At 72.2% G+C, this 19,300-nt stretch carries 18 protein-coding genes; 9 read left to right on the top strand and 9 right to left on the bottom strand.

Annotated features, from left to right (window positions below; all coding sequences use genetic code 11):
• Nucleotides 1-170 precede the first annotated feature (170 nt).
• The 3 genes from ACFVAJ_RS00490 to ACFVAJ_RS00480 form a co-directional block, all read right to left on the bottom strand.
• Entirely contained in the window at nucleotides 171-668 is a 498-nt protein-coding gene (locus ACFVAJ_RS00490) for a hypothetical protein (protein ID WP_376940839.1), read from the bottom strand.
• Nucleotides 669-715: 47 nt separating this feature from the next.
• Entirely contained in the window at nucleotides 716-1,171 is a 456-nt protein-coding gene (locus ACFVAJ_RS00485; RefSeq protein ID WP_376940837.1) for a CHRD domain-containing protein, read from the bottom strand.
• 122 nt (nucleotides 1,172-1,293) lie between these two features.
• A complete protein-coding gene (locus ACFVAJ_RS00480; RefSeq protein WP_376942434.1) occupies nucleotides 1,294-2,403 on the bottom strand; it encodes an NAD(P)-binding domain-containing protein in 1,110 nt (369 codons plus the stop codon).
• A 203-nt stretch (nucleotides 2,404-2,606) separates the two neighbouring features.
• Here ACFVAJ_RS00480 and rpsO point away from each other — a divergent pair, with 203 nt between their 5' ends.
• Nucleotides 2,607-2,876 (top strand): 30S ribosomal protein S15, encoded by a 270-nt coding sequence (gene rpsO, locus ACFVAJ_RS00475; RefSeq protein WP_022890935.1) that lies wholly within the window; start codon nucleotides 2,607-2,609, stop codon nucleotides 2,874-2,876.
• A 130-nt stretch (nucleotides 2,877-3,006) separates the two neighbouring features.
• On the opposite strand, the gene ACFVAJ_RS00470 is transcribed toward rpsO, so the two are convergent.
• On the bottom strand, nucleotides 3,007-3,552 hold the full coding sequence (locus ACFVAJ_RS00470) for a CGNR zinc finger domain-containing protein (RefSeq protein WP_376940836.1): 546 nt from the start codon (nucleotides 3,550-3,552) through the stop codon (nucleotides 3,007-3,009).
• 78 nt (nucleotides 3,553-3,630) lie between these two features.
• Between ACFVAJ_RS00470 and ACFVAJ_RS00465 the strand changes: the two genes are divergently transcribed.
• The 3 genes from ACFVAJ_RS00465 to ACFVAJ_RS00455 are packed head-to-tail and all read left to right on the top strand — an operon-like array spanning nucleotide 3,631 to nucleotide 6,188.
• The gene (locus tag ACFVAJ_RS00465; protein ID WP_376940835.1) at nucleotides 3,631-4,632 is read left to right on the top strand and encodes a DMT family transporter; all 1,002 of its coding nucleotides are present in this window, start codon (nucleotides 3,631-3,633) and stop codon (nucleotides 4,630-4,632) included.
• Between the two features lie 9 nt (nucleotides 4,633-4,641).
• Nucleotides 4,642-5,529, top strand: a complete 888-nt coding sequence (locus tag ACFVAJ_RS00460; protein WP_376940834.1) for an LLM class flavin-dependent oxidoreductase — start codon at nucleotides 4,642-4,644, stop codon at nucleotides 5,527-5,529.
• Between the two features lie 38 nt (nucleotides 5,530-5,567).
• Nucleotides 5,568-6,188 (top strand): hypothetical protein, encoded by a 621-nt coding sequence (locus ACFVAJ_RS00455; protein WP_376940833.1) that lies wholly within the window; start codon nucleotides 5,568-5,570, stop codon nucleotides 6,186-6,188.
• A gap of 15 nt (nucleotides 6,189-6,203) precedes the next feature.
• On the opposite strand, the gene trxA is transcribed toward ACFVAJ_RS00455, so the two are convergent.
• Complete coding sequence (trxA, locus tag ACFVAJ_RS00450) at nucleotides 6,204-6,602, bottom strand: thioredoxin (protein ID WP_376940832.1); 399 nt, start codon at nucleotides 6,600-6,602, stop codon at nucleotides 6,204-6,206.
• Nucleotides 6,603-6,859: 257 nt separating this feature from the next.
• On the opposite strand from trxA, the gene ACFVAJ_RS00445 reads away from it, so the two are divergent.
• Together ACFVAJ_RS00445 and ACFVAJ_RS00440 are read left to right on the top strand one after the other, a co-directional pair.
• The gene (locus ACFVAJ_RS00445; protein WP_376940830.1) at nucleotides 6,860-8,425 is read left to right on the top strand and encodes a M28 family metallopeptidase; all 1,566 of its coding nucleotides are present in this window, start codon (nucleotides 6,860-6,862) and stop codon (nucleotides 8,423-8,425) included.
• Nucleotides 8,426-8,545: 120 nt separating this feature from the next.
• Nucleotides 8,546-9,445 carry an alpha/beta fold hydrolase gene (locus ACFVAJ_RS00440; protein WP_376940829.1) on the top strand — a complete coding sequence of 300 codons (900 nt, stop codon included), beginning with the start codon at nucleotides 8,546-8,548 and terminating at the stop codon, nucleotides 9,443-9,445.
• Between the two features lie 56 nt (nucleotides 9,446-9,501).
• Here the strand turns inward: ACFVAJ_RS00440 and ACFVAJ_RS00435 are convergent, their stop codons facing one another.
• A complete protein-coding gene (locus ACFVAJ_RS00435) occupies nucleotides 9,502-10,308 on the bottom strand; it encodes a glycosyltransferase family 2 protein (protein WP_376940828.1) in 807 nt (268 codons plus the stop codon).
• Between the two features lie 143 nt (nucleotides 10,309-10,451).
• Here ACFVAJ_RS00435 and ACFVAJ_RS00430 point away from each other — a divergent pair, with 143 nt between their 5' ends.
• Nucleotides 10,452-11,678 carry an LLM class flavin-dependent oxidoreductase gene (locus tag ACFVAJ_RS00430; protein ID WP_376940826.1) on the top strand — a complete coding sequence of 409 codons (1,227 nt, stop codon included), beginning with the start codon at nucleotides 10,452-10,454 and terminating at the stop codon, nucleotides 11,676-11,678.
• Nucleotides 11,675-12,307: an FMN reductase gene (locus ACFVAJ_RS00425; RefSeq protein WP_376940825.1), complete on the top strand. Its 633-nt coding sequence runs from the start codon at nucleotides 11,675-11,677 to the stop codon at nucleotides 12,305-12,307. Before ACFVAJ_RS00430 ends, ACFVAJ_RS00425 begins: the two co-directional genes overlap by 4 nt.
• Before the next feature lie 58 nt (nucleotides 12,308-12,365).
• On the opposite strand, the gene ACFVAJ_RS00420 is transcribed toward ACFVAJ_RS00425, so the two are convergent.
• Together ACFVAJ_RS00420 and ACFVAJ_RS00415 are read right to left on the bottom strand one after the other, a co-directional pair.
• Nucleotides 12,366-16,244, bottom strand: a complete 3,879-nt coding sequence (locus ACFVAJ_RS00420) for a DUF3376 domain-containing protein (protein ID WP_376940823.1) — start codon at nucleotides 16,242-16,244, stop codon at nucleotides 12,366-12,368.
• Nucleotides 16,245-16,470: 226 nt separating this feature from the next.
• Nucleotides 16,471-16,677 (bottom strand): dodecin family protein, encoded by a 207-nt coding sequence (locus ACFVAJ_RS00415; RefSeq protein ID WP_376940822.1) that lies wholly within the window; start codon nucleotides 16,675-16,677, stop codon nucleotides 16,471-16,473.
• 178 nt (nucleotides 16,678-16,855) lie between these two features.
• Here ACFVAJ_RS00415 and ACFVAJ_RS00410 point away from each other — a divergent pair, with 178 nt between their 5' ends.
• On the top strand, nucleotides 16,856-18,913 hold the full coding sequence (locus ACFVAJ_RS00410) for a glycosyltransferase (RefSeq protein ID WP_376940821.1): 2,058 nt from the start codon (nucleotides 16,856-16,858) through the stop codon (nucleotides 18,911-18,913).
• A gap of 2 nt (nucleotides 18,914-18,915) precedes the next feature.
• On the opposite strand, the gene ACFVAJ_RS00405 is transcribed toward ACFVAJ_RS00410, so the two are convergent.
• Nucleotides 18,916-19,107, bottom strand: a complete 192-nt coding sequence (locus ACFVAJ_RS00405) for a DUF5302 domain-containing protein (protein WP_376940820.1) — start codon at nucleotides 19,105-19,107, stop codon at nucleotides 18,916-18,918.
• Nucleotides 19,108-19,300 lie beyond the last annotated feature (193 nt).

Below are 19,300 nucleotides of genomic sequence, written 5' to 3'. Positions count from 1 at the left end.
GCCCATCACCCGACCTTGCGCGACGACGTGCGATCGGAGGCGGGGGCCGGCGATGCGGGCACCGACGAGCTCGTGGCCGTGCTGCGGTCGATCGAGATCGCCGCCGATCCGGTCGAGTCGCTGCGAAGCGCCTGATCGCGGATGCCGTCGGTCGTGGACCGCAGCCTCGATCACGACGGGCGGCGCGGCCGCGACCGCAGCCGCAGCGCGCTCCGCACCGCCAGGCCGGCGAGCACGACGGCGGCTGCCACGGCCGCCGCGCACAGGGTCCACTCGAACGCGCCCGGCGGCTCGGGTGGATGCTCGAACACCGCGCCCGTTGCGCTGAGATAGACCGTCGCGGAGGCGCCGACTGCGAGGTCGTCGCTTCGGACATCGGCGCGGGCTCCGTCGGGCAGTTCCACGCTCACGACGCGGAACGTCGCGGTCCGACTCCCGGTGCGGACGGCGAACGTCTGCTCCTCGATGCGCTCGTCGACGACGGTCGCCTCGAGCGGCGTGTACGAAGCGGATGCGCGCGCGGCGGTGTCGCCGAGCGCCAGCGCCGCCAGCACGGCGAGTGCAACGGCGATGACCGCGAGCACCGCGACCGTGAGCGCGGGTGGCGGATATCCGGTGCGGTCGACGGTTCGTGGTTCGGCGCTCATCGTCGCGACCTCCCGGGTCACTCGTGACTCCGACCGCCGAACGGCGGGCTGCCGTCTCGCGACCGGCGCTACTTCAGTTGTCCGCGGATCTCTCCAGGCATGTTGTTCGCGTTGTGCACGTTGACGTAGTAGGCGCTCGGGTTCGCGGCGATCGCATCGAGCAGGGCCTCATCGGCGACGGTCGTGCAGCCACTGACCGAGAAGTCGGTCGCACTCGGAACGCCGAGCGGGATGACGACCGGACCAGGGGTGTTGCGCGGGGCGACGTGCACGTGGGCGGCCGTCGCCGGTGCGGACAGTCCCTTCACGACGAGGGTGTAGCAGAACTGGTTGAGGTCGTCGTCGATCTCGTAGCTGAACGAGCCGTGCGCGCCGAAATTGTTCGGCGTCGGCGCCTCCTGCCCGCCGTTGAGCGGAACAGCCGGAGCGGCTTGGGCGGCGCCGGCGCCGGCGAAGGTGAGTGCGGCGACGGCAGCGAGCGTCAGCGCGGCGGTTCGCGCGCGCTTCTTCGTGATCATCATCATGTCCCTCTTCCTCGGGCCATCCGGCCTGGACATTCGGCACGCTACGCCGACGCCCGGGAGGCCACAAGGGTGCCGATCACGCTTCGACGGATGCCCCGTGGGCGGCGAGCCACCGCAGCGTGCTACGCGGCAGGAGCGGCGGCCGCGCGCGCCGTGCGTTCGGCGACGATCTGCTGCACCGCGGCCCGTCCGGCGCGGTTCGCACCCACGGTCGACTGCGACGGGCCGTAGCCGATCAGGAACAACCGCGGCTCGTCGAGCGAGCGCGTCTCGGCCACGCGGAAGCCGCCCTCCGGCGTCCGCAGCTTCAGCGGCGCGAGGTGGTCGAGCGCCGGTCGGAACCCCGTCGCCCACAGGATCACGTCGGCCTCGATGAACGAGCCGTCGGGCATGCGCACGCCGCGCTCCTCGATCGAGGCGAACATCGGATGGCGCACCAGCACGCCCCGGGCCTGGGCGGCCCGCGCCCACGGCGTCCAGTGCATCCCCGTGACGGAGATCACGCTGCCGGGCGGGAGCCCTTGCCGCACCCGTGCCTCGACGCCGGCGATCGCCGCGCTGCGGGTCGCCAGGTCGAACTCCTCCTCGATCCACTCGGGCTCGCGGCGGGTCATCCAGACGGTCTCGGCGACGTGCGAGATCTCATCGAGCAGCTGCACTGCAGAGATGCCCGCGCCGACGATGATCACCCGCTCACCGGCGAGCTCATCGGCCGATACGTAGTCGGCGACGTGCAGCTGGCGCCCGCGGAACCTCTCCAAGCCGGGGTGGTACGGGCGGAACGGCCGGGTCCACGTGCCGGTGGCGTTGATGACGTGGCGGGCCGCCCACGTGCCGCGGTCGGTCTCGACGAGCAGGCGCCCATCGGGGTCGTCATCGGCACGGCGCACCGCGCGGACGCGGACCGGCCGCTGCACCTCGAGCGCGAAGCGACGCTCGTAGTCGGCGAAGTACGGCGGCAGGGCGTCGCGGCTCGGCGTCGAGGGGTCAGCCGGCGGCACCGGGAACCCGGGCAGCTCGTGGATGCCGTTCACGGTCGCCATGCGGAGCGATTCCCAACGGTGCTGCCAGGCGCCGCCCGGCGCCGCGTTCGCGTCGAGCACCACGAACGTCTGGGCCGCGCCGGGATCGCGGGTGACGGGCGTGAAGCCCCGGCGCTGCAGGTGGTACGCCGCGGAGAGTCCCGCCTGGCCGGCGCCGATGACGGCGACGTCCACCTCGATTGCATTCATATGCATGCGAACCTCACGGTGGCGTGCGCTATTCCGGCGCCTGCGGCAGGCGCCCTGGGCGAGGGCTGCGTTTCACCGCGTGGTCGGCCCCGAGGCATCCGCTCTGGTAGAGTATTCAGGTTGCCGTGAATCGGCCGCGCATCAAGAGAGCCCAGGCATTCGGCCCCGGGCAGCGCGCAACAAGGAGAAAGGGGATCCCATCTATGGCACTCGAAGCAGACGTCAAGAAGGCGATCATCGAAGAGTACGCGACGCACCCCGGTGACACTGGATCCCCCGAGGTCCAGATCGCGCTCCTCACGAAGCGGATCAAGGACCTCACCGAGCACCTGAAGGCGCACAAGCACGACCACCACTCGCGTCGTGGCCTGCTGCTCCTCGTCGGTCAGCGTCGTCGTCTCCTCGGCTACCTCGCCGATGTCGACATCGCGCGCTACCGCTCGCTCATCGAGCGTCTCGGGCTGCGCCGCTAAGCGCAGTTCCTCGCGCGGCTCTCGAAGACACCGCGAACTTCTTGCGAAGGCTCCCGCCGATCCGGTGGGGGCCTTCGTCATGTCCGGGATGCCTCGTGGTGCGCGCGAGGTCGTGTGGCGCGCGCTGCGCTCAGCTCGCGCGGGCGCGATGCGCTCGGGCCGCCATGCGGTTGCCGCAGCGGGTGCTGCAGTAGCGGCGCGAGGCGTTCTTCGAGAGGTCGACGTAGACGCCCTCGCAGTCGTCGGCGTCGCACTCGCGCAGGCGCCGGGTCTCGTCGGCGCGCACCACGTCGACGAGCGCCATCGCGGCCTCGACGAGCATGCGCTCGGCGAGCGGCGCGTCGGGCGAGGTGGCGTGGATGTGCCAGTCGGCGTCGTCGTGCCGCACCAGGTGGGGGAGGGCGTTCGCCTCGTCGAGGATGTCGTTGACGGCGCCGGCGAGCTCGTCGCGGGGCAGCGCCCACACGGTGCGGAGGCGCGTGCGTGCGGCGCGCACCTCGGCGAGTTCGGCGTCGTCGCCGTCGCGGCGGCCCGAGTACCTCCAGGTGTCGATCATGCCCTCGAGCTGCGCGATCGTCGCGAGCTCGTCGTCGCCCGATTCGGATGCCTCGGGCACCGTGTCGGCCAGTGCCGCCATGAACTCGAGCGCTGCCACCGTGTCATCGGTGAAAATCATTTGACTCCTGACGTGGTCGGGATGTACTGTCACGAGCATAACGGTTTTCACTCATGACGAGGAAGAGGTGGGGCGACCATGACGGCACGACGGGGCGGACTGACCGGCATCGCGATCGGGCTCGCGGCCGGCCTCGCCTTCGGCATCGGCGGCGTCTTCGTGAAGCCACTGCTCGAGAGCGGCTGGTCGCCCGGCGCCGCGGTGCTCGCGCGCATCTCGATCGCGGCCGTGCTGCTGGCCGTCCCCGGCCTCCTCGCGCTGAAGGGCGACTTCCGCCGGCTGTGGCGTGCCAAGTGGACGATCCTCCTCTACGGCACCGTCGCCGTCGCCGGCGTGCAGTTCTTCTTCTACGCCTCGCTCCAGCGCATCCCGGTGTCGATGACGCTGCTCATCGAGTACCTCGCCCCGATCGCGCTCGTGCTCCTCGCCTGGGTGCGCACGCGCCGGCTGCCGCAGCCGGTCGTGCTCGGCGGATCGGTGCTCGCCCTCGCCGGTCTCGTGCTCGTGATCGGCCCCGGCGGGGGCGGGCTCGACGTGCTCGGTCTCGCCTTCGCCGCCCTCGCCATGATCGGCGTCTGCGTCTACTACGCGGTCGGCGAATCGGCCGCCGATCAACTGCCCCCCGTGACGCTCATCGCGGCCGGCTTCGTCGTCGGCGCCCTCGCGCTCGGCCTCGCCGGGCTCACCGGCCTGCTGCCGATGCACGTCGTGTTCGGCGACGTCGCCTTCCTGGGGGCGGAGGTCCCGTGGTTCGTGCCGCTCCTCGCCGTCGGCGTCGTCTCCACGGCCTTCGCCTACACGGCCGGCATCGCCTCGATCCGCATGCTCGGTGCGCGACTGTCGTCGTTCCTCGGGCTCTCCGAGGTCGTGTTCGCGGCGATCGCCGGGTGGATCCTGCTCGGTGAGGTGCTGGGCCCGCTGCAGATCCTCGGCGGCCTGCTCATCCTCGGCGGCATCGTCTGCGTGAAGCTCGAGCGTGCCGATCCGGCGGGCGCGCCCGCCGTCGAGCTCGGCGCCGAACCGGTGCCCGTGACGGCGTCGACTCCCGTCGTCGTGCCCGATCCCGAGCGCGCGGCCTAGGCTGACGGCATGCGATTCGGCATCGTCATCCTGCCCCAGTTCGACTGGCCCGAGGCCGCGCGGTACTGGCGCGGAGCCGAGGAGTACGGCTTCGACCACGCCTGGACCTACGACCACCTCGCCTGGCGCAGCCTCGCGGGCGAGCGGTGGCACGCGACCGTTCCGACGCTCACGGCGGCCGCGATGGTCACCGAGCGCATCGGCCTCGGCACCTTCGTCTCGCACCCGAACTACCGGCATCCCGTGCCGTTCGCGAAGGACGTCGCGACGCTCGACCAGATCTCCGGCGGCCGGGTGCTGCTCGGGGTCGGCTCGGGCGGCACCGGCTTCGACTCGACCGTGCTGCGGCAGCCGCAGCTCACCGCCAGGCAGCGGGCCGACCGCTTCGAGGAGTTCGCGCGCGAGCTCGACACCCTGCTGCGCTACGAGGAGCCGGGCGCGGGCGGCATCTCGTTCGACGGCGAGTGGTTCGGCGCCGACGGCGCCCGCATGGTGGGCGAGCCGGCACAGCGGCCGCGCACGCCGTTCCACCTCGCGGCGAACGGCCCGCGAGGGCTCGCCCTCGTCGCCGAGCTCGCCGAGGGGTGGATCACGACGGGCGGCGACGACGACGGCACCGACGCGTGGTGGCGGCAGGTCGCCGCGCTCTCGGCGCGCCTCGACGACGCCTGCGCGGCGGCGGGCCGGGCCCCCGGCGACCTCGCACGCACCCTCTCGCTCGACTCCGAGGTGCGCACGAGCCTCGCGAGCGTCGACGCCTTCGAGGACGCGGTGGGCCGCGCACGCGAGCTCGGCTTCACCGACGTCGTCGCGCACTGGCCACGCCCCGAGGGCATCTATGCGGGCGACGAGCGCGTGCTCGACGAGGTCGCCGCGCGGCTCGACGCCCTGCGCTGACGGCGGCGTCGGGGCATCCGCCGCGATAGCCTGAACAGATGTCTGCGCCCCGCCGGAAGCCGCTCCTCGCATGGGAGCCGCTGCCGTACCTCGTCGTGCTCGTGCTGCTCATCGCGACGGGCGGCGTGCGACCTGAATCGCCGGCCTGGGTGTTCTGGCCGTTCAACGTGCTGCTCGTCGCCGCGATCGCGTGGCTCGTCGTCGGCCTCGTGCGCGGGCGTCGTCGCACCGACCCCGACCAGTGGGGCGACCTCCGGTCGCTCGACGGGCTCGAGATCGTCGAGGCACCGCACCTCGAGCGCGCGGTGCGGCAGGTCGCGCCGGTCGCCGACACGCACCGGCACCAGCCGGCGATCGACCTCGCGCTGCTGCACGGCGGCGCCGACCAGCACGCCGTGCTCGTGCCGCGCGCGAGCCGGTGGCTGTCGATGCGCTACCGCATCGGGGTGCAGCTCGTCGGCGGCGGCACGCCGAGGCACGCCGGGTTCCTCGGCGATGCGGTGGATGCCACGTGGCGCGAGCTCCTCGACGCGCTCGCCGTCGAGGGGCGCTACGTCCGGGTCCCGGCGCGCATCACGGGCGATGCACGCCCGCACGGGGTCGAGCTCGACCTCGGGGGTCTCGAGTCGCTCGGAGCGGGCGGGGTCGGGGCGGCCTGACGCCGCCCGTCCGGTTCAGACGCCGGCGGCCTGCTGCGCCTCGTCGGCGTCCTGCGCCTCCTGCGCGGCGAGCTGCGCGCGCACCTCGTCCATGTCGAGGGCGCGGACCTGCGAGACGAGCTCGTCGAGCATCGGTCGGGGGAGTGCGCCCGCCTGCGCGAACACGCCGATGCCGTCCTTGAAGGCCATGATCGTCGGGATCGAGGTGATGTTCATCGCGGCCGCGAGCTGCTGCTGGTCTTCAGTGTCGACCTTCGCGAAGGTGAGATCGGGGTTCGCCTCGGAGGCGGCCTCGTAGTTCGGTGCGAACTGGCGGCAGGGGCCGCACCACTCGGCCCAGAAGTCGACGAAGACGGTGCCCCCCTCGAGGATCGTCTTCTCGAAGGTCTCCAGGGTCAGCGCGACGGTAGCCATTCGTCCAGACTAGGCGACGCCGCTGGGAGCCCGCCCGATGTTCGCTGGCAGCGACCTCGACGCCGGCCGCCCGTCCGCCGTGACCGAAAGCCGCGCCGGACGGCAGGAGCCGCACCCAGAGCGTCCGGCGCACGCAGAAATGCTGCGCATACCGTCGAGTGTCGCGCAAGGTCTTCACTTGTGCGAGCGATCCTCATAGGCTCCCAGCCGTGGCGCCCAAACAGGGTGCCGGTTGGAGGAAGACAATGAGGTCACCTGTGACATCCCGCGGACTGGCGATCGCGACGGTCGCCGCGTTCGCGGTCGCGCTCGTCCCGGTCGGAGCGGCCACCGCCGCACCGGCCGCGAAGTGCGACAACCGCAACAACAACACGATCGCGAAGCTCGTCGAGTGCGTCGACGCCGACGGGGCGATGGAGCACCTCGAGGCGCTCCAGGAGATCGCCGACGAGAACGGCGGCAACCGCGCCGCAGGGCTCCCCGGCTACGAGGCCAGCGTCGACTACGTCGTCGAGACCCTCGAGGCCGCAGGGTGGAACGTCTCGATCGACGAGTTCGACTACGACTTCATCGGGGCGTCGACGCTGACGCAGCTCACCCCGGTGAACGCGGAGTACCCGACCGGCGCGTTCAGCGGCAGCGGCAACGGCGACGTGACCGCGAACGTGGTCCCGGTCGACATCAACCTCACGCCGCCGCGCGCCTCGACGAGCGGTTGCGAGGCAGCCGACTTCGCCGGGTTCCCCGCCGGATCCATCGCGCTCGTGCAGCGCGGCACGTGCAACTTCGGCGACAAGGCGTTCTTCGCCGAGCAGGCCGGCGCCGTCGGCGTCATCATCTTCAACCAGGGCAACACGCCCGACCGTGAGGGCCTGATCGTCGCGGACGCGTCGTCGCGAACGGACGGCACGCCCGTCTCGCACGGCATCCCGGTCGTCGGAGCGAGCTTCGCCCAGGGCGAGGCGCTCGCCCAGCCGGGCTCGAGGGCGCACGTCTTCGTGCCCGCGCCCGACCCCCGCCCGCAGAAGAACGTGATCGCGGAGCTCCCCGGCGCGAACGACGCGAACGTCGTGATGGCCGGTGCGCACCTCGACTCCGTGCAGGAGGGTCCCGGCATCAACGACAACGGCAGCGGCTCGGCGTCGCTGCTCGAGCTCGCCGAGCAGATGTCGAAGGTGAAGCCCCAGAACACCGTGCGCCTCGCATGGTGGGGCGCCGAGGAGGACGGCCTGCTCGGATCCGCCGCCTACGTCGACGGGCTCAGCCAAGCCGAGAAGGACCGCATCGCGCTGTACCTGAACTTCGACATGGTCGCCTCGCCGAACTACATGTTCATGGTGTACGACGGCGACGAGTCGGGCTTCCCGGCGCCGGTGACGGTGCCCGAGGGCTCGGTCGCGATCGAGAAGCTGTTCGAGAGCTACTTCACGAGCGTCGGCGAGCCGTACGACGACGCGGAGTTCAGCGGCCGCAGCGACTACGAGGCGTTCATCCTCAACGACATCCCCGCAGGCGGCCTGTTCACGGGCGCCGAGGTCGTGAAGAGCGCCGAGCAGCAGGCGATCTGGGGCGGGACGGCCGGCGAGTCGTTCGACCAGTGCTACCACCAGGCGTGCGACACGATCGACAACGTGAACGAGCACGCGCTCGACGTGAACATCGACGCGATCGCGCTCACGGTGCTCGCCTACTCCTACTCGACCGAGTCGGTCAACGGCGTGGTCGGCAAGAAGGTGCCGGGCGGGCTCGTCCTCCCGGCCCCGGCCGGCCCCGAGGGCACTGTCGGCAGCGACGGCGGCCACTCGCACGGCGACGTCGGGTAACCCCGAGGAGAACCACGGGGCGGGGGTGCCGGATCGGCGCCCCCGCCCTCGTCGCGTCGTTCGACGGGCGATCGGAAGGTCATCGTCGCCGGGCGCACGCCTGCCGCTATCGTGAGGGTCGTGACGGCGATCGACGGGGCGAGAGCACTCGACGAGGCGCTGCCCGACCGCGACTGGCGGGTGCTCCCGGCGGGCACAGAGCGCACGACGTTCGCGGCGCCGAGCGGCCCGCTCGCCCGCATCGCGCTCGGGCCGGCCGACGGGCCGCGCGTCGTGCTCGTGCCTGGAGCGACGGGGTCCAAGGAGGACTTCGTCCTGATGATGCCGCTGCTCGCCGACGCCGGGTACCGGGTCGAGGCGTTCGACCTCGCGGGCCAGTACGAGTCGCACGAGGCGGGTCCGTGGAATCTCGTGCCTCCGCGTGAGCGCTACGACCAGCGGCTCTTCCTCGACGACCTGATCGCGGTGCTCGACGACGGTGCTGGCGCGGCGCACGTGCTCGGCTACAGCTTCGCGGGAACGCTCGCGGGGCTCGCGCTGCTCGAGCGCCCCGACCGGTTCGCGAGCCTGACCCTGCTGAGCTCACCGCCCGAGCCCGGGCAGGCCTTCGGCGGCGTCAAGCGGATCGGCCTGCTGAGCGGTTTCACGACGGCGCGACAGGGTGCCGGGCTCATGCTGTGGGGCATCCGCAACAACCTCAACCGGGTGCCGCCGGGCCGTCTCGCCTTCGTGCGCGAGCGCTTCGCACTCACCAGGCGCGAGAGCGTCGACGACATCATCGCACTGATGATGGCGACGCCCGACGTGCGGGCCGAGCTCGCGGCGACGCCGGTGCCGAAACTCGTCGCGGTCGGCGAGCACGACCTGTGGCCGCGTGCGCTGCACGAGCGCTCGGCGCGCGAGCTCGGCGCCCGACTCGTGAGCTACCCCACGGGGCACAGCCCCTGCGAGACCGCGCCGCACCAGTTGGTGCGCGACATGCTCGCGCTCTTCGAGTCGAGTCGCTCGATCGCCGAGTGAGCACGCGGAGACCGTGCTGCGGCGCCGGCGACGAGGCACCTTCATTCATCGGCGCGTCAGGCGAGCAGCGCGTCGTCGCCGTCGGCATCGCGCTCGGGCACGACCCCCTCGAGCTCGGAGGCCTCCCAGATCCAGGCGGGCGCCCGACGTCGCTCGGCGCGGCGGGTGAGCGGCGGCCACTCGCGCGACTCGATCGACATGGTGTGGAACGCCATGCGCACCCGTCGCCAGAGGCCGGCCGCGGTGTCGAACGGCCGCGCCGAGACGCCGACGACGAGCCGGCGGTCGCGGACGACGGTCATGCCGGGCTGCATCCACCACGCGAGGTCGAGGTCGTCGTGCACGTCGGCGCGGTCGCGGTGCACGAGGTGCCTGAGGCGTCGCCAGGCGTCGGCCCGCATGGCGTAGTTCGAGCCGAAGATCGGCGGATGGCCGAGCAGGCCCCCGATGACGGTGAAGTAGCCGCCGATGTACAGGTTCCGCGCGATCCAGCGGACGGCGGCGTTGCGTCCGTAGAAGTGGCCCCCGTTCGTGACGACCGCCGGGCGGTCCTGGGCGGTCATGCGCCGCTCGATCTCCTCGAGCCAGTCGGCGGCGGGCACGGAGTCGGCGTCGAGCCGGGCGAGGATCTCGCCCCTCGCCGCGTCGAAGCCGGTCGCGGTCGCGGGCCAGATGCCGCGTCGAGGCTCGAGGAGTACCCGGGCCCCCGCTGCGCGGGCCACGGCGACCGTGTCGTCGGCCGAGCCGTTGTCGACGACGATGATCTCGTCGGCGGGGCGTGACTGGCCGACCACCGCGTCGAGGCACGCGACGAGGAATTCCGCGTCGTCGAGACACGGTATGACGACCGAGATCGTGCTCATCGGGGCGAGTGTATCGTCGCGCCGCGCGTGCGGGCGGGTGGGGACTGGCGGGTGGGGAATATCGTGGGGAGGGCCTCGGTTGGACGGGATATATGCAAACGCATAGACTCGACCAATCATCGGATGAGCTCAGGAGCAGCATCATGCAGTTCGGTATTTTCACCGTCAGCGACATCACGCAGGACCCGACCACCGGGCGCACGCCGACCGAGGCCGAGCGCATCAAGGCGACGGTGACGATCGCCAAGCACGCCGAAGAGGTCGGCCTCGACGTCTTCGCCCTCGGCGAGCACCACAACCCGCCGTTCTGGTCGTCGTCGCCGACCACGACCCTCGCCTACATCGCCGGCCAGACCTCGACCCTGCAGCTCTCGACCGCCACGACGCTCATCACCACGAACGACCCGGTGAAGATCGCCGAGGACTACGCGATGCTGCAGCACGTCTCGGACGGCCGCGCCGACCTCATGCTCGGCCGCGGCAACACCGGCCCCGTCTACCCGTGGTTCGGCAAGGACATCCGCCAGGGCCTGCCGCTCGCCGTCGAGAACTACGAGCTGCTCCACCGGCTCTGGCGCGAGGACGTCGTCGACTGGTCGGGCAAGTTCCGCACGCCGCTGCAGGGCTTCACCTCGACGCCGCGCCCGCTCGACGGCGTGCCGCCGTTCGTGTGGCACGGCTCGATCCGTACGCCCGAGGTCGCCGAGCAGGCGGCGTTCTACGGCGACGGCTTCTTCGCGAACCACATCTTCTGGCCCGCCTCGCACACGCAGCGCATGATCGCGCTGTACCGCCAGCGCTTCGAGCACCACGGCCACGGCACGGCCGCGCAGGCGATCGTCGGCCTCGGCGGACAGGTGTTCATGCGCCGCAACTCGCAGGACGCGGTGCGCGACTTCCGCCCCTACTTCGACAACGCGCCGGTCTACGGCCACGGCCCGAGCCTCGAGGAGTTCACGCAGCAGACGCCGCTCACCGTGGGCAGCCCGCAGGAGGTCATCGACAAGACCCTCGGCTTCCGCGACTACGTCGGCGACTACCAGCGCCAGCTCTTCCTCCTCGACCACGCGGGCCTGCCGCTGCAGACGGTGCTCGAGCAGCTCGACCTGCTCGGCGAGGTCGTCGCCGTGCTCCGCGAGGAGTTCGAGAAGGGCCGCTCGGCCGAGGTTCCGGATGCCCCGACCCACGCCTCGCTCGTCGCCGCGAAGTACGGCGACGAGGCTCCCCGCCAGGCCACGCCGAACGCAAACCGCGGCGACAACCTCACCGTGGGCTCGCCCTACCAGGACACCGCGGCCGTCGACGCCGCGGCGAAGCCGGGCGGCTCGGCCTTCGGCCCGGCCGCGACCCGTCAGGGGGCGACCCGATGACCGCGAAGAAGATCGTCGTCGTCTCGGCGGGGCTCTCGACGCCGAGTTCGACGCGCCAGCTCGCCGACCGCCTCGCGGCCGACGCGGTCTCGGTGCTCGCCGAGCGCGGCACGCAGGCCGAGGTGCAGACCTTCGAGCTGCGCGAGCTCGCGCACGACATCACGAACCACCTGCTGCTCGGCTTCGCCCCGCCGAAGCTCGAGGCCGCGCTCGACGCCGTCGGCACGGCCGACGGGCTCATCGCCGTCACGCCGATCTTCACGACGAGCTATGCGGGCCTGTTCAAGTCGTTCGTGGACGTGATCGACCCGCAGGCGCTCACCGACCTGCCGGTGCTGCTCGGGGCGACGGGCGGCACGCCGCGCCACTCGCTCGCGATCGACTACGCGATGCGGCCGCTGTTCACCTACCTGCACGCCATCCCGGTGACGACCGGCGTCTTCGCCGCGACCGGCGACTGGGGCGGCGCGGAAGGCGACGGGGTCCGCTCGCTGCCCGACCGCATCTACCGCGGGGCGAAGGAGTTCGCCGAGCTCGTCGAGCGCACCGACCGTTCGCAGCTCGTGAACGACCCCTTCCGGCTCGACCGGCCCATGGGCCACCTCATCGGGGGCCTCGCGGGGGAGTGACCGCCGAAGACCGGGATGCCGCGTCGCGAGCACGTCGCGACGCGGCATCCCGTCGAGGTCAGGTCGCGGGCGCCGCCGCACGGGACGCTTGACGGCGGCGTTCGGGCCGGCGCCGCTGAGCCGCTTCCGTCCCTGCTGCGGTTCGCGGCGCGGCGACCACCGCCGGCCAGTCGAGGTCGACGACGGCATCGGACGGCGCGTCCTGCGGTCCGGTGCCGTAGCCGCGCCACCACGGCGCCCACCACAGCACGGTGCCGGCGATCCATCCGACGAGGAGGGCCTCGGTGATCTGTTCGACCGGCGTGGTGAACTCCGCGTACGAGAACGCGATCGTGGCGCCCGCTGAGGCGATCGCCGCAGCGAGGGCGACGAGCGCGACCGGGAGCACGAGGAGCCACCGGCGGGCGTAGCAGCCGACGAGCATCGTCAGGGCGACCGCAGTGCCGATGAGGGCGGCGCCGAGTGCGTGCCACCCGGCCTGGTCCCAGCGCCCTGACGGCTCCGGGAACGGGAACGCCCGGATGCCGATCGTGAGGGCGACCGCGACCACGGCGCCGACGGCCGCCGCGATCGTGCCCCGCCGAGAGATCGCGAGGGTCTGCGGCACCGTCTGCGCTGCGTGGATCGCCGCAGCGGAGACGCCGAGGAAGGTGACGAGCGCCGCCCAGAACAGCACCGTCCCGATCCCGTAGACGAGGTCGACCCAGATGACCGCCGCGCCCGTCGCGATCGTGAGCAGGTCGAGGACTACGCGACCGGTGCGTGCCCGGCGCTCCGCGGCCGCGATAACGGCCCGGGTCCGGATCTTGGTCGTGGTGTGCTCGAGGATGCGGCGCAGCCGTCGTCGCCTCGAACGGATCGCCGCGGCGAGTCGCAGCCACGCCACGACGACGACTGCGGAGACGACGAGCGTCGAGGCGAAGGTGACGGAGTCGGCCATCTCCAGCGGCTCGGGCAGCTCCCAGGCGGGCGACGGCCAGATGAGCAGCGCACCGCACACGAGGAACGCGAAGAGCAGGGTGAGCCGCGGGCGTGAGGCGACGGCAGGGCCGATCGCCCCGAGCGGCCGGAACACCCAGTGGGCCATCCGGGCGAGGGAGGCGCGACCGCTTCCGCGAGCCATTGCCGACGAGACCGCGCGCACGGTGCGCGAGACGATCGCGGTGCGGTAGGCGTCCGAGAGCGACTCGAGGCCCTGTGTTCCGCGGACCATCCGCTCGCGCAGCGCCCGCGGCGTGGGCGGCCGGTCGGCTGCCTGTATGCGGTCGTGGTGCGGCCGGTCGGCGGGCGCCGGCGGAAGCGGCGAGTCCTTCGCGCGGGCGAGCTGATCGAGCAGCGCGTCGTGGACGTCGCCGAGCACCTCGGCGGCGGGGCGGACCGGTGCCGGGGGCGGTTGCTCGCCGGCGACCGATCGACGTTTGCCGGGCGCCGCGGGCATCGCGTCGAAGAACTCGACGATGCCGGCCGCGGCGTCGAGTCGGCCCCACCACCAGTCGTTCACGCGCCAGTCGCTGCTGAGGAAACCCGCGAGGTTGGCCGCGCGGAGGCCCGCGAGCTTCGCGTTGGACCTGAGGCAGCCCTCCTCGAGGTAGTTGTGCACGGTGACGGCGTCGAGTTCGTCGACGGGGCGGCTCAGGGCGCCGCGGTAGCCGCGGAGCAGCTGGTCCTCCATGAGCTTGCGGTACTGGGTCGCGGAGGCGGGTTGCACGTCGGAGCCGATCCGGTGGAACCGCACGGAGGAGATCGGCTGGGGGATGCCGTTGCCGCCGAAGATGAGCGGCAGCTGGCTCGCGAAGCCCTGCGACGCGGGCCCCCGACGCAGCTGCGACCAGGGCGTGCGCTGCCAGCGCTCGGTCGTCGCCTGCATCCGGTCGACGTGGGCTGAGAGCTCGAACAGTTCGTCGACGATCGCATCCAGTCCGTTCCAGATGTCGCTGAGCTCTCCGGACGGCTCGGTGTCGTACCGGAGCCAGGCCCGCCCGAGCTGGGCGGCGCCGTCGGCTGAGAGCGTTCTGCCCTGGAGGAGGTTCTGCAATGACCGCAGCGTCGAGAGGATGGCACGATCCCGGTTCAGGCGCGCCTCGAACACGAGGCGGTTGAGCCTCGCGCGCAGGGTGCGCCGCGCCGCGCGCCCGAACTCCCGGTCGACCTCGTCGTCGAGCAGTTCGAGCACCCCCTCCTGGAACGCCGTGTGCTCGATCGCGCGGATCCAGCTCAATGCGGTGAGGCAGGCGTCGACGAGCGACTGCCGGCCCGCGAGGACCGAGCCGTGGCGGGCGGAGTCCTCGCGCGCCTCGTTCTGGATGTCCTCGGCGGCGATCCGGAACGCGGTCTCCACGTGCACCATGCCGACCCGGTTGACGGCGGTGAGGTCGGGGCGCATTGGCAGGTCGGTGCCCAGCATCCATTCGCCCGGATGCATCAACGCCGGGGTGAGCAGCTCCAGGTCGCTCGTCGTGCGGTAGTAGGCGTAGGCGCGTATCGCATCGGCCCGCTTCCGTCCGCTGGGCGCCGAACCGTCCATGCGGACGGCGAGCAGCTCGTTGCGCGCCTTCACGACCGAGATCGCCGCGCGCACCGAGTCGACCTCCTCGATCTCCGCGTCCCGGGATTCGCGCACGGCACGCTTGCGGAACGACGCGAGGCCCGTCGCGACGAGCCGGGACGCGACGTCGGTCCGGGTCGTCCGCAACTCGGGAGCGAACCGCCCGGCTGCACGACCCACCCGGTACGTGAGTGCCGGGCGGGCCGACTCGTAGGCGGTCGGTCGGCGGAAGAGTCCGTCGGTCTCCTTCGGCGACGGGTCGAGGTAGATGATCGCGCGGTTGATGTGCTCCTCGGCCGGCAGGTCGCGGACGGCGTTCAGCGCACGGTCGATCGGAATGTTGTCGAGGAGGCCGCCGTCGACGACGCGGAACGGATGCGAGATCGCGTCGGCGCGATGCGCGTTGAAGACCATTCGCATGTCGGGCGTGTCGATCGCGCGGACTCCGCCGGCCTGGATGGGCTGCTCCCAGCCGTGCTCGTTCTCGAGCGGGTTGGATCCGGAATAGATGAGCGCGGGTTCGAACATCGCCGGGAACGACGAGGTCGACCGTGCCGCGTAGGCGATGCGCGCGACATCCGCCGCGTACCGGCCGTCACCCGTGCGTCGATCGGGAACCGAGCGCCCGTCGATCCCGCGGTCGGCGTCGTCGCCCACGAACCTGAACTGCGCGCGGCCTTCGCTCGTCGTCCGGTCTGAGCTGTCGACCGCGTCGATGAGCGTGGCGGAGAGGTCGATCACGACCTGCCGCGCCCGCAGCTGTTCGCAGGACTGCTTGGTCCGCGCGATCGTGTCGATCGCCGTGGCCACCTCGGGCCAGAAGTAGGTGTCGCCGCGCATGACCGAGTCGAACGCCTTCGGTCGCCCGGTCTGCAGCAGCCCCCAGGCCGAACCCGTCGACAGCCAGGTGTCGAGGATCGTGTCGAAGCCGACCCCGGCGCGCTGCGAGGTGGCGTAGAGCACCCCGTTGAGGCCGCCTGCGCTCGCTCCGGCGAGCACGTCGAACTCGACGCGATCGTATCCGCGACTGGCGAGGTAGCGGGCGTAGTGCTCGGCCCGGTCGATCATGGGCGCCGACCCGCCCATCACATCCGCGTGATGCCCGATGTGATACAGGAGCGCTCGCGCGCGATCGCCGTCGCGGTAGATGCGGATGCGACGGAGCAGGTCGAGTTCCGCGATCGCCCCGCCGATCCACACGGCGAGACTGAGCCCGCCCTTCATCGCGAGCGCGATGCGCAGGCTCCGGCCGTGCCAGGGCGCCAGTCCGTGGTCGGCGCAGGCATCGGAGCCGTCGGTGGTGGCGAGTCTCACGGGACGGAACTCGGATCTGGCGTCGCCCTGTTCGAGTCGGAGTTCGATGTAGCCGGGTTCGGAATTCGGCTCGTCCATGTCGGTCCCCTCTCGGCAGCATTACCTGAGGATTCCTCGATAGATTATTGGACGGCGTGGGTGCTCGCGTCAGTGGAGCCACTGAGCGGGGAGCGCGGGCCGACCCCGATCCGGCAGAGGCGCCGACGGGTTCCCGTGCGCCCCGTCGGCGCGACGGCGCGGACGACAGCCGGGGGAGTGGATGGCTCCTCCAGCCGTCGATGGCCCGTGCGGGCCGTCCGGCGATTCAGTCGTCGAGCACGAAGGTCACCTCGAGCGTGACCGACCACCCCGTGATCCGCCCGTCGGTGGCCTCGACCTTCTGCTCCTTGACCCAGGCGCCGCTCACGTTCCGGAGCGTCTCCGACGCGCGGGCGACGCCTGCGGCGACGGCGTCGTCGAAGCTCGTCTCCGAACGGACGGTGATGGTGGTGACACGTGCGACGGAAGTCATGGTGTTCCTCCTCGAATCCGATGGTGCCTTCCCTCCATCATCCGCCCGGGCTCCCACGAGCGCGAGTGGTTGACCGCAGGTCCCGTCCAGGCGAACGCACGTCGACGGGCGGGTGAATCCTTCGCGCGCGGGCCGGTTCCGGCTCACTCCGAGTCGGCTCGGGCCGCACGCTGGAAGCGTGAAGGTCGTCCTCCTCGCAGAATCGTTCCTCCCGCACATGAACGGCGTGACGCACTCACTGCTGCAGGTGCTGCGCCATCTCGAACGGCGCGGGCACGAGGCCCTCGTCGTCGCACCGCGCTCGGGCCCGGTCGACCGCTCGCTCGCCGGCGGCGCGCGCACGATCCTCCTGCCCTCGGTGCCGCTGCCGAGCTACCCCGAGGTGCGGGTGACGCTCACGGGCGCCGCGAGACTCGCCGCGATCGTGCGCGAGCACCGGGCCGACGTCGTGCACCTCGCCTCGCCGTTCGTGCTCGGCTGGCGCGGCGTGCTCGCGGCCGAGGCGGCGGGTGCGCCGTCGGTCGCGGTGTACCAGACCGACGTGCCCGCGTACGCCGAGCGCTACGGCGTGCCCGCGGCCGAGCCCGCGCTGACCCGCCACCTGGCGAGGCTGCACCGCCGGGCGACGCTCACGCTCGCCCCCTCGAGCTCGGCGATCGAACGGCTCGACTCGCTCGGCGTCGAGCGGCTCAGGCTCTGGCGTCGCGGCGTCGACACCGATCGCTTCGCCCCCTCCCGCCGCGACGAGGCGTGGCGGCGTCGGGTCGCGCCCGGCGGCGAGACGATCGTCGGGTACGTGGGCCGGCTCGCCGCCGAGAAGCAGGTCGACGACCTCGCCGCGCTCGCCGGGATGCCGGGCGTCCGCCTCGTGATCGTCGGCGACGGGCCCGCGCGGGCGGCACTCGAGCGACGGCTTCCCGAAGCCCTGTTCACCGGCTTCCTCGGCGGCGACGAGCTCGCCGCGGCGATGGCGGGCTTCGACCTCTTCGTGCACCCGGGCGAGCACGAGACCTTCTGCCAGACTGTGCAGGAGGCGCTCGCGAGCGGCGTGCCGGTCGTCGCGACGGGGCGCGGCGGTCCGCTCGACTTGGTCGAGCAGAGCCGCAGCGGTTGGCTCTACCGCCCCGGTGACCTCGCCGAGATGCGGTCGCGGGTGCAAGATCTCGTCGGTGACGCCGCGAAGCGTCGCGCCTTCGCGCTGCGCGCCCGCGAATCGGTGCTCGGGCGCGGCTGGGATCGGCTCGGCGACGAGCTCATCGGGCACTACGAGGATGCCGCGGGGCTCCGCCGCGCGATGCGCGATCCCCGTCCGGCGCGCGTCGGGGGCGCCGTGGGGGAGCGGGTCGGGCGCGGGGCATCCCGTCGGCCCGACGCATCGGTCGCGCCGATCGGACCGAGGCCGCCGGCCGCGCCCCTGCGCCCGCGCCGCTACGTCGCCGTCGGCGATTCGCTCACCGAGGGGCTCTGCGACACCTCGCGCACGGCCGACGGCGAGTACCGCGGGTGGGCCGACCGGCTCGCGATGCTGCTCGCGCTCGCGGCCTCGCAGGGCGAGCCGATCGAGTATGCGAACCTCGCCGTGCGCAGCCGCAGGGTGCGCGACGTCGTCGACGTGCAGCTGCCGCGGGCGCTCGAGCTCGGCGCCGACTTCGTCTCGGTCCTCGTCGGCGGCAACGACCTCGTCGGCCGCCGGGCCCGACCCGAGCACCTCGCGCGCGAGCTCGGCGACGCCGTCGGGCGCGTGCGCGCGACGGGCTGCGAGGTGCTGCTCGTCACGCCGTTCCTGCCCGCACGACGCGAGGCGAGGCCGTTCGTCGCGCGGTTCGCCCGGTTCAACGCCGTGCTCGGCGGGATCGCGGCGACGCACGGCGCGCGCCTGGTCGAGGTCGCCGCAGAACCGGAGCTCACGGGGCTCGACCGATGGGCGGAGGATCGCGTGCACCTCAACTCAGCGGGACACCGCGGGCTCGCCTACGCCGCGGCGAGGGCGCTCGGCATCCCCGACGCCGACGCGCTCGGGGCCCTCGAAGTGGCGCTCCACGACGATGCGGGCGATCCGGTGGAACTCGGCGACCTCGCCTGGCTGCGCCGCCACGCGGTGCCCTGGGCGCTCCGCCGGATGCGGGGTCGCGCGGCCGGCGACGGACTGGTCGCCAAGCGCGGGACGCTCGAACCCGTCGCCCTGCCGGCGCCGGCCGGGCGGCGTCCGTCGGCGTCGTCGCGACGCGCGGGGTGAGCTCAGCCGCTCTTGCGGCGGAACTCGCGCTTGTGGTCGACCGGGCCGTGCGTGTGGTTCGCGGCACCCGAGCCGTCGAGGTGCGCCTCGCCCTCGCGCCGCTTCGACGCGTTGTTCTTGCGCTCGAGCGCCTCACGGAACTTGCGCTTGGTCTCCTCGGAGGCGCTGGGTGTCGTCTGCTCGTCGGAAGTCATGCTCCCGAGTCTGGCACGGATGCCTCGCGGCGCGCGCCGCGCCGACGCGTCACGGGCGGGACATCCGCAGTTCACGGCCCGAAAACGGGCCCTCTGCTAGCATTGGGAGCGGTTGCCCGTGCATTCGTGCGGGCGATCATTGGAGCAGGCCGGCAGGAAGCTGGTCCCCTGTGGTGGATCACCAACTCGTTTG

The organism is Agromyces sp. NPDC057679 (genome assembly GCF_042799635.1).
Lineage (GTDB): Bacteria > Actinomycetota > Actinomycetes > Actinomycetales > Microbacteriaceae > Agromyces.
The sequence above is the reverse complement of the archived record's forward strand: the minus strand, read 5'-3'. Positions and strand labels throughout refer to the sequence as shown.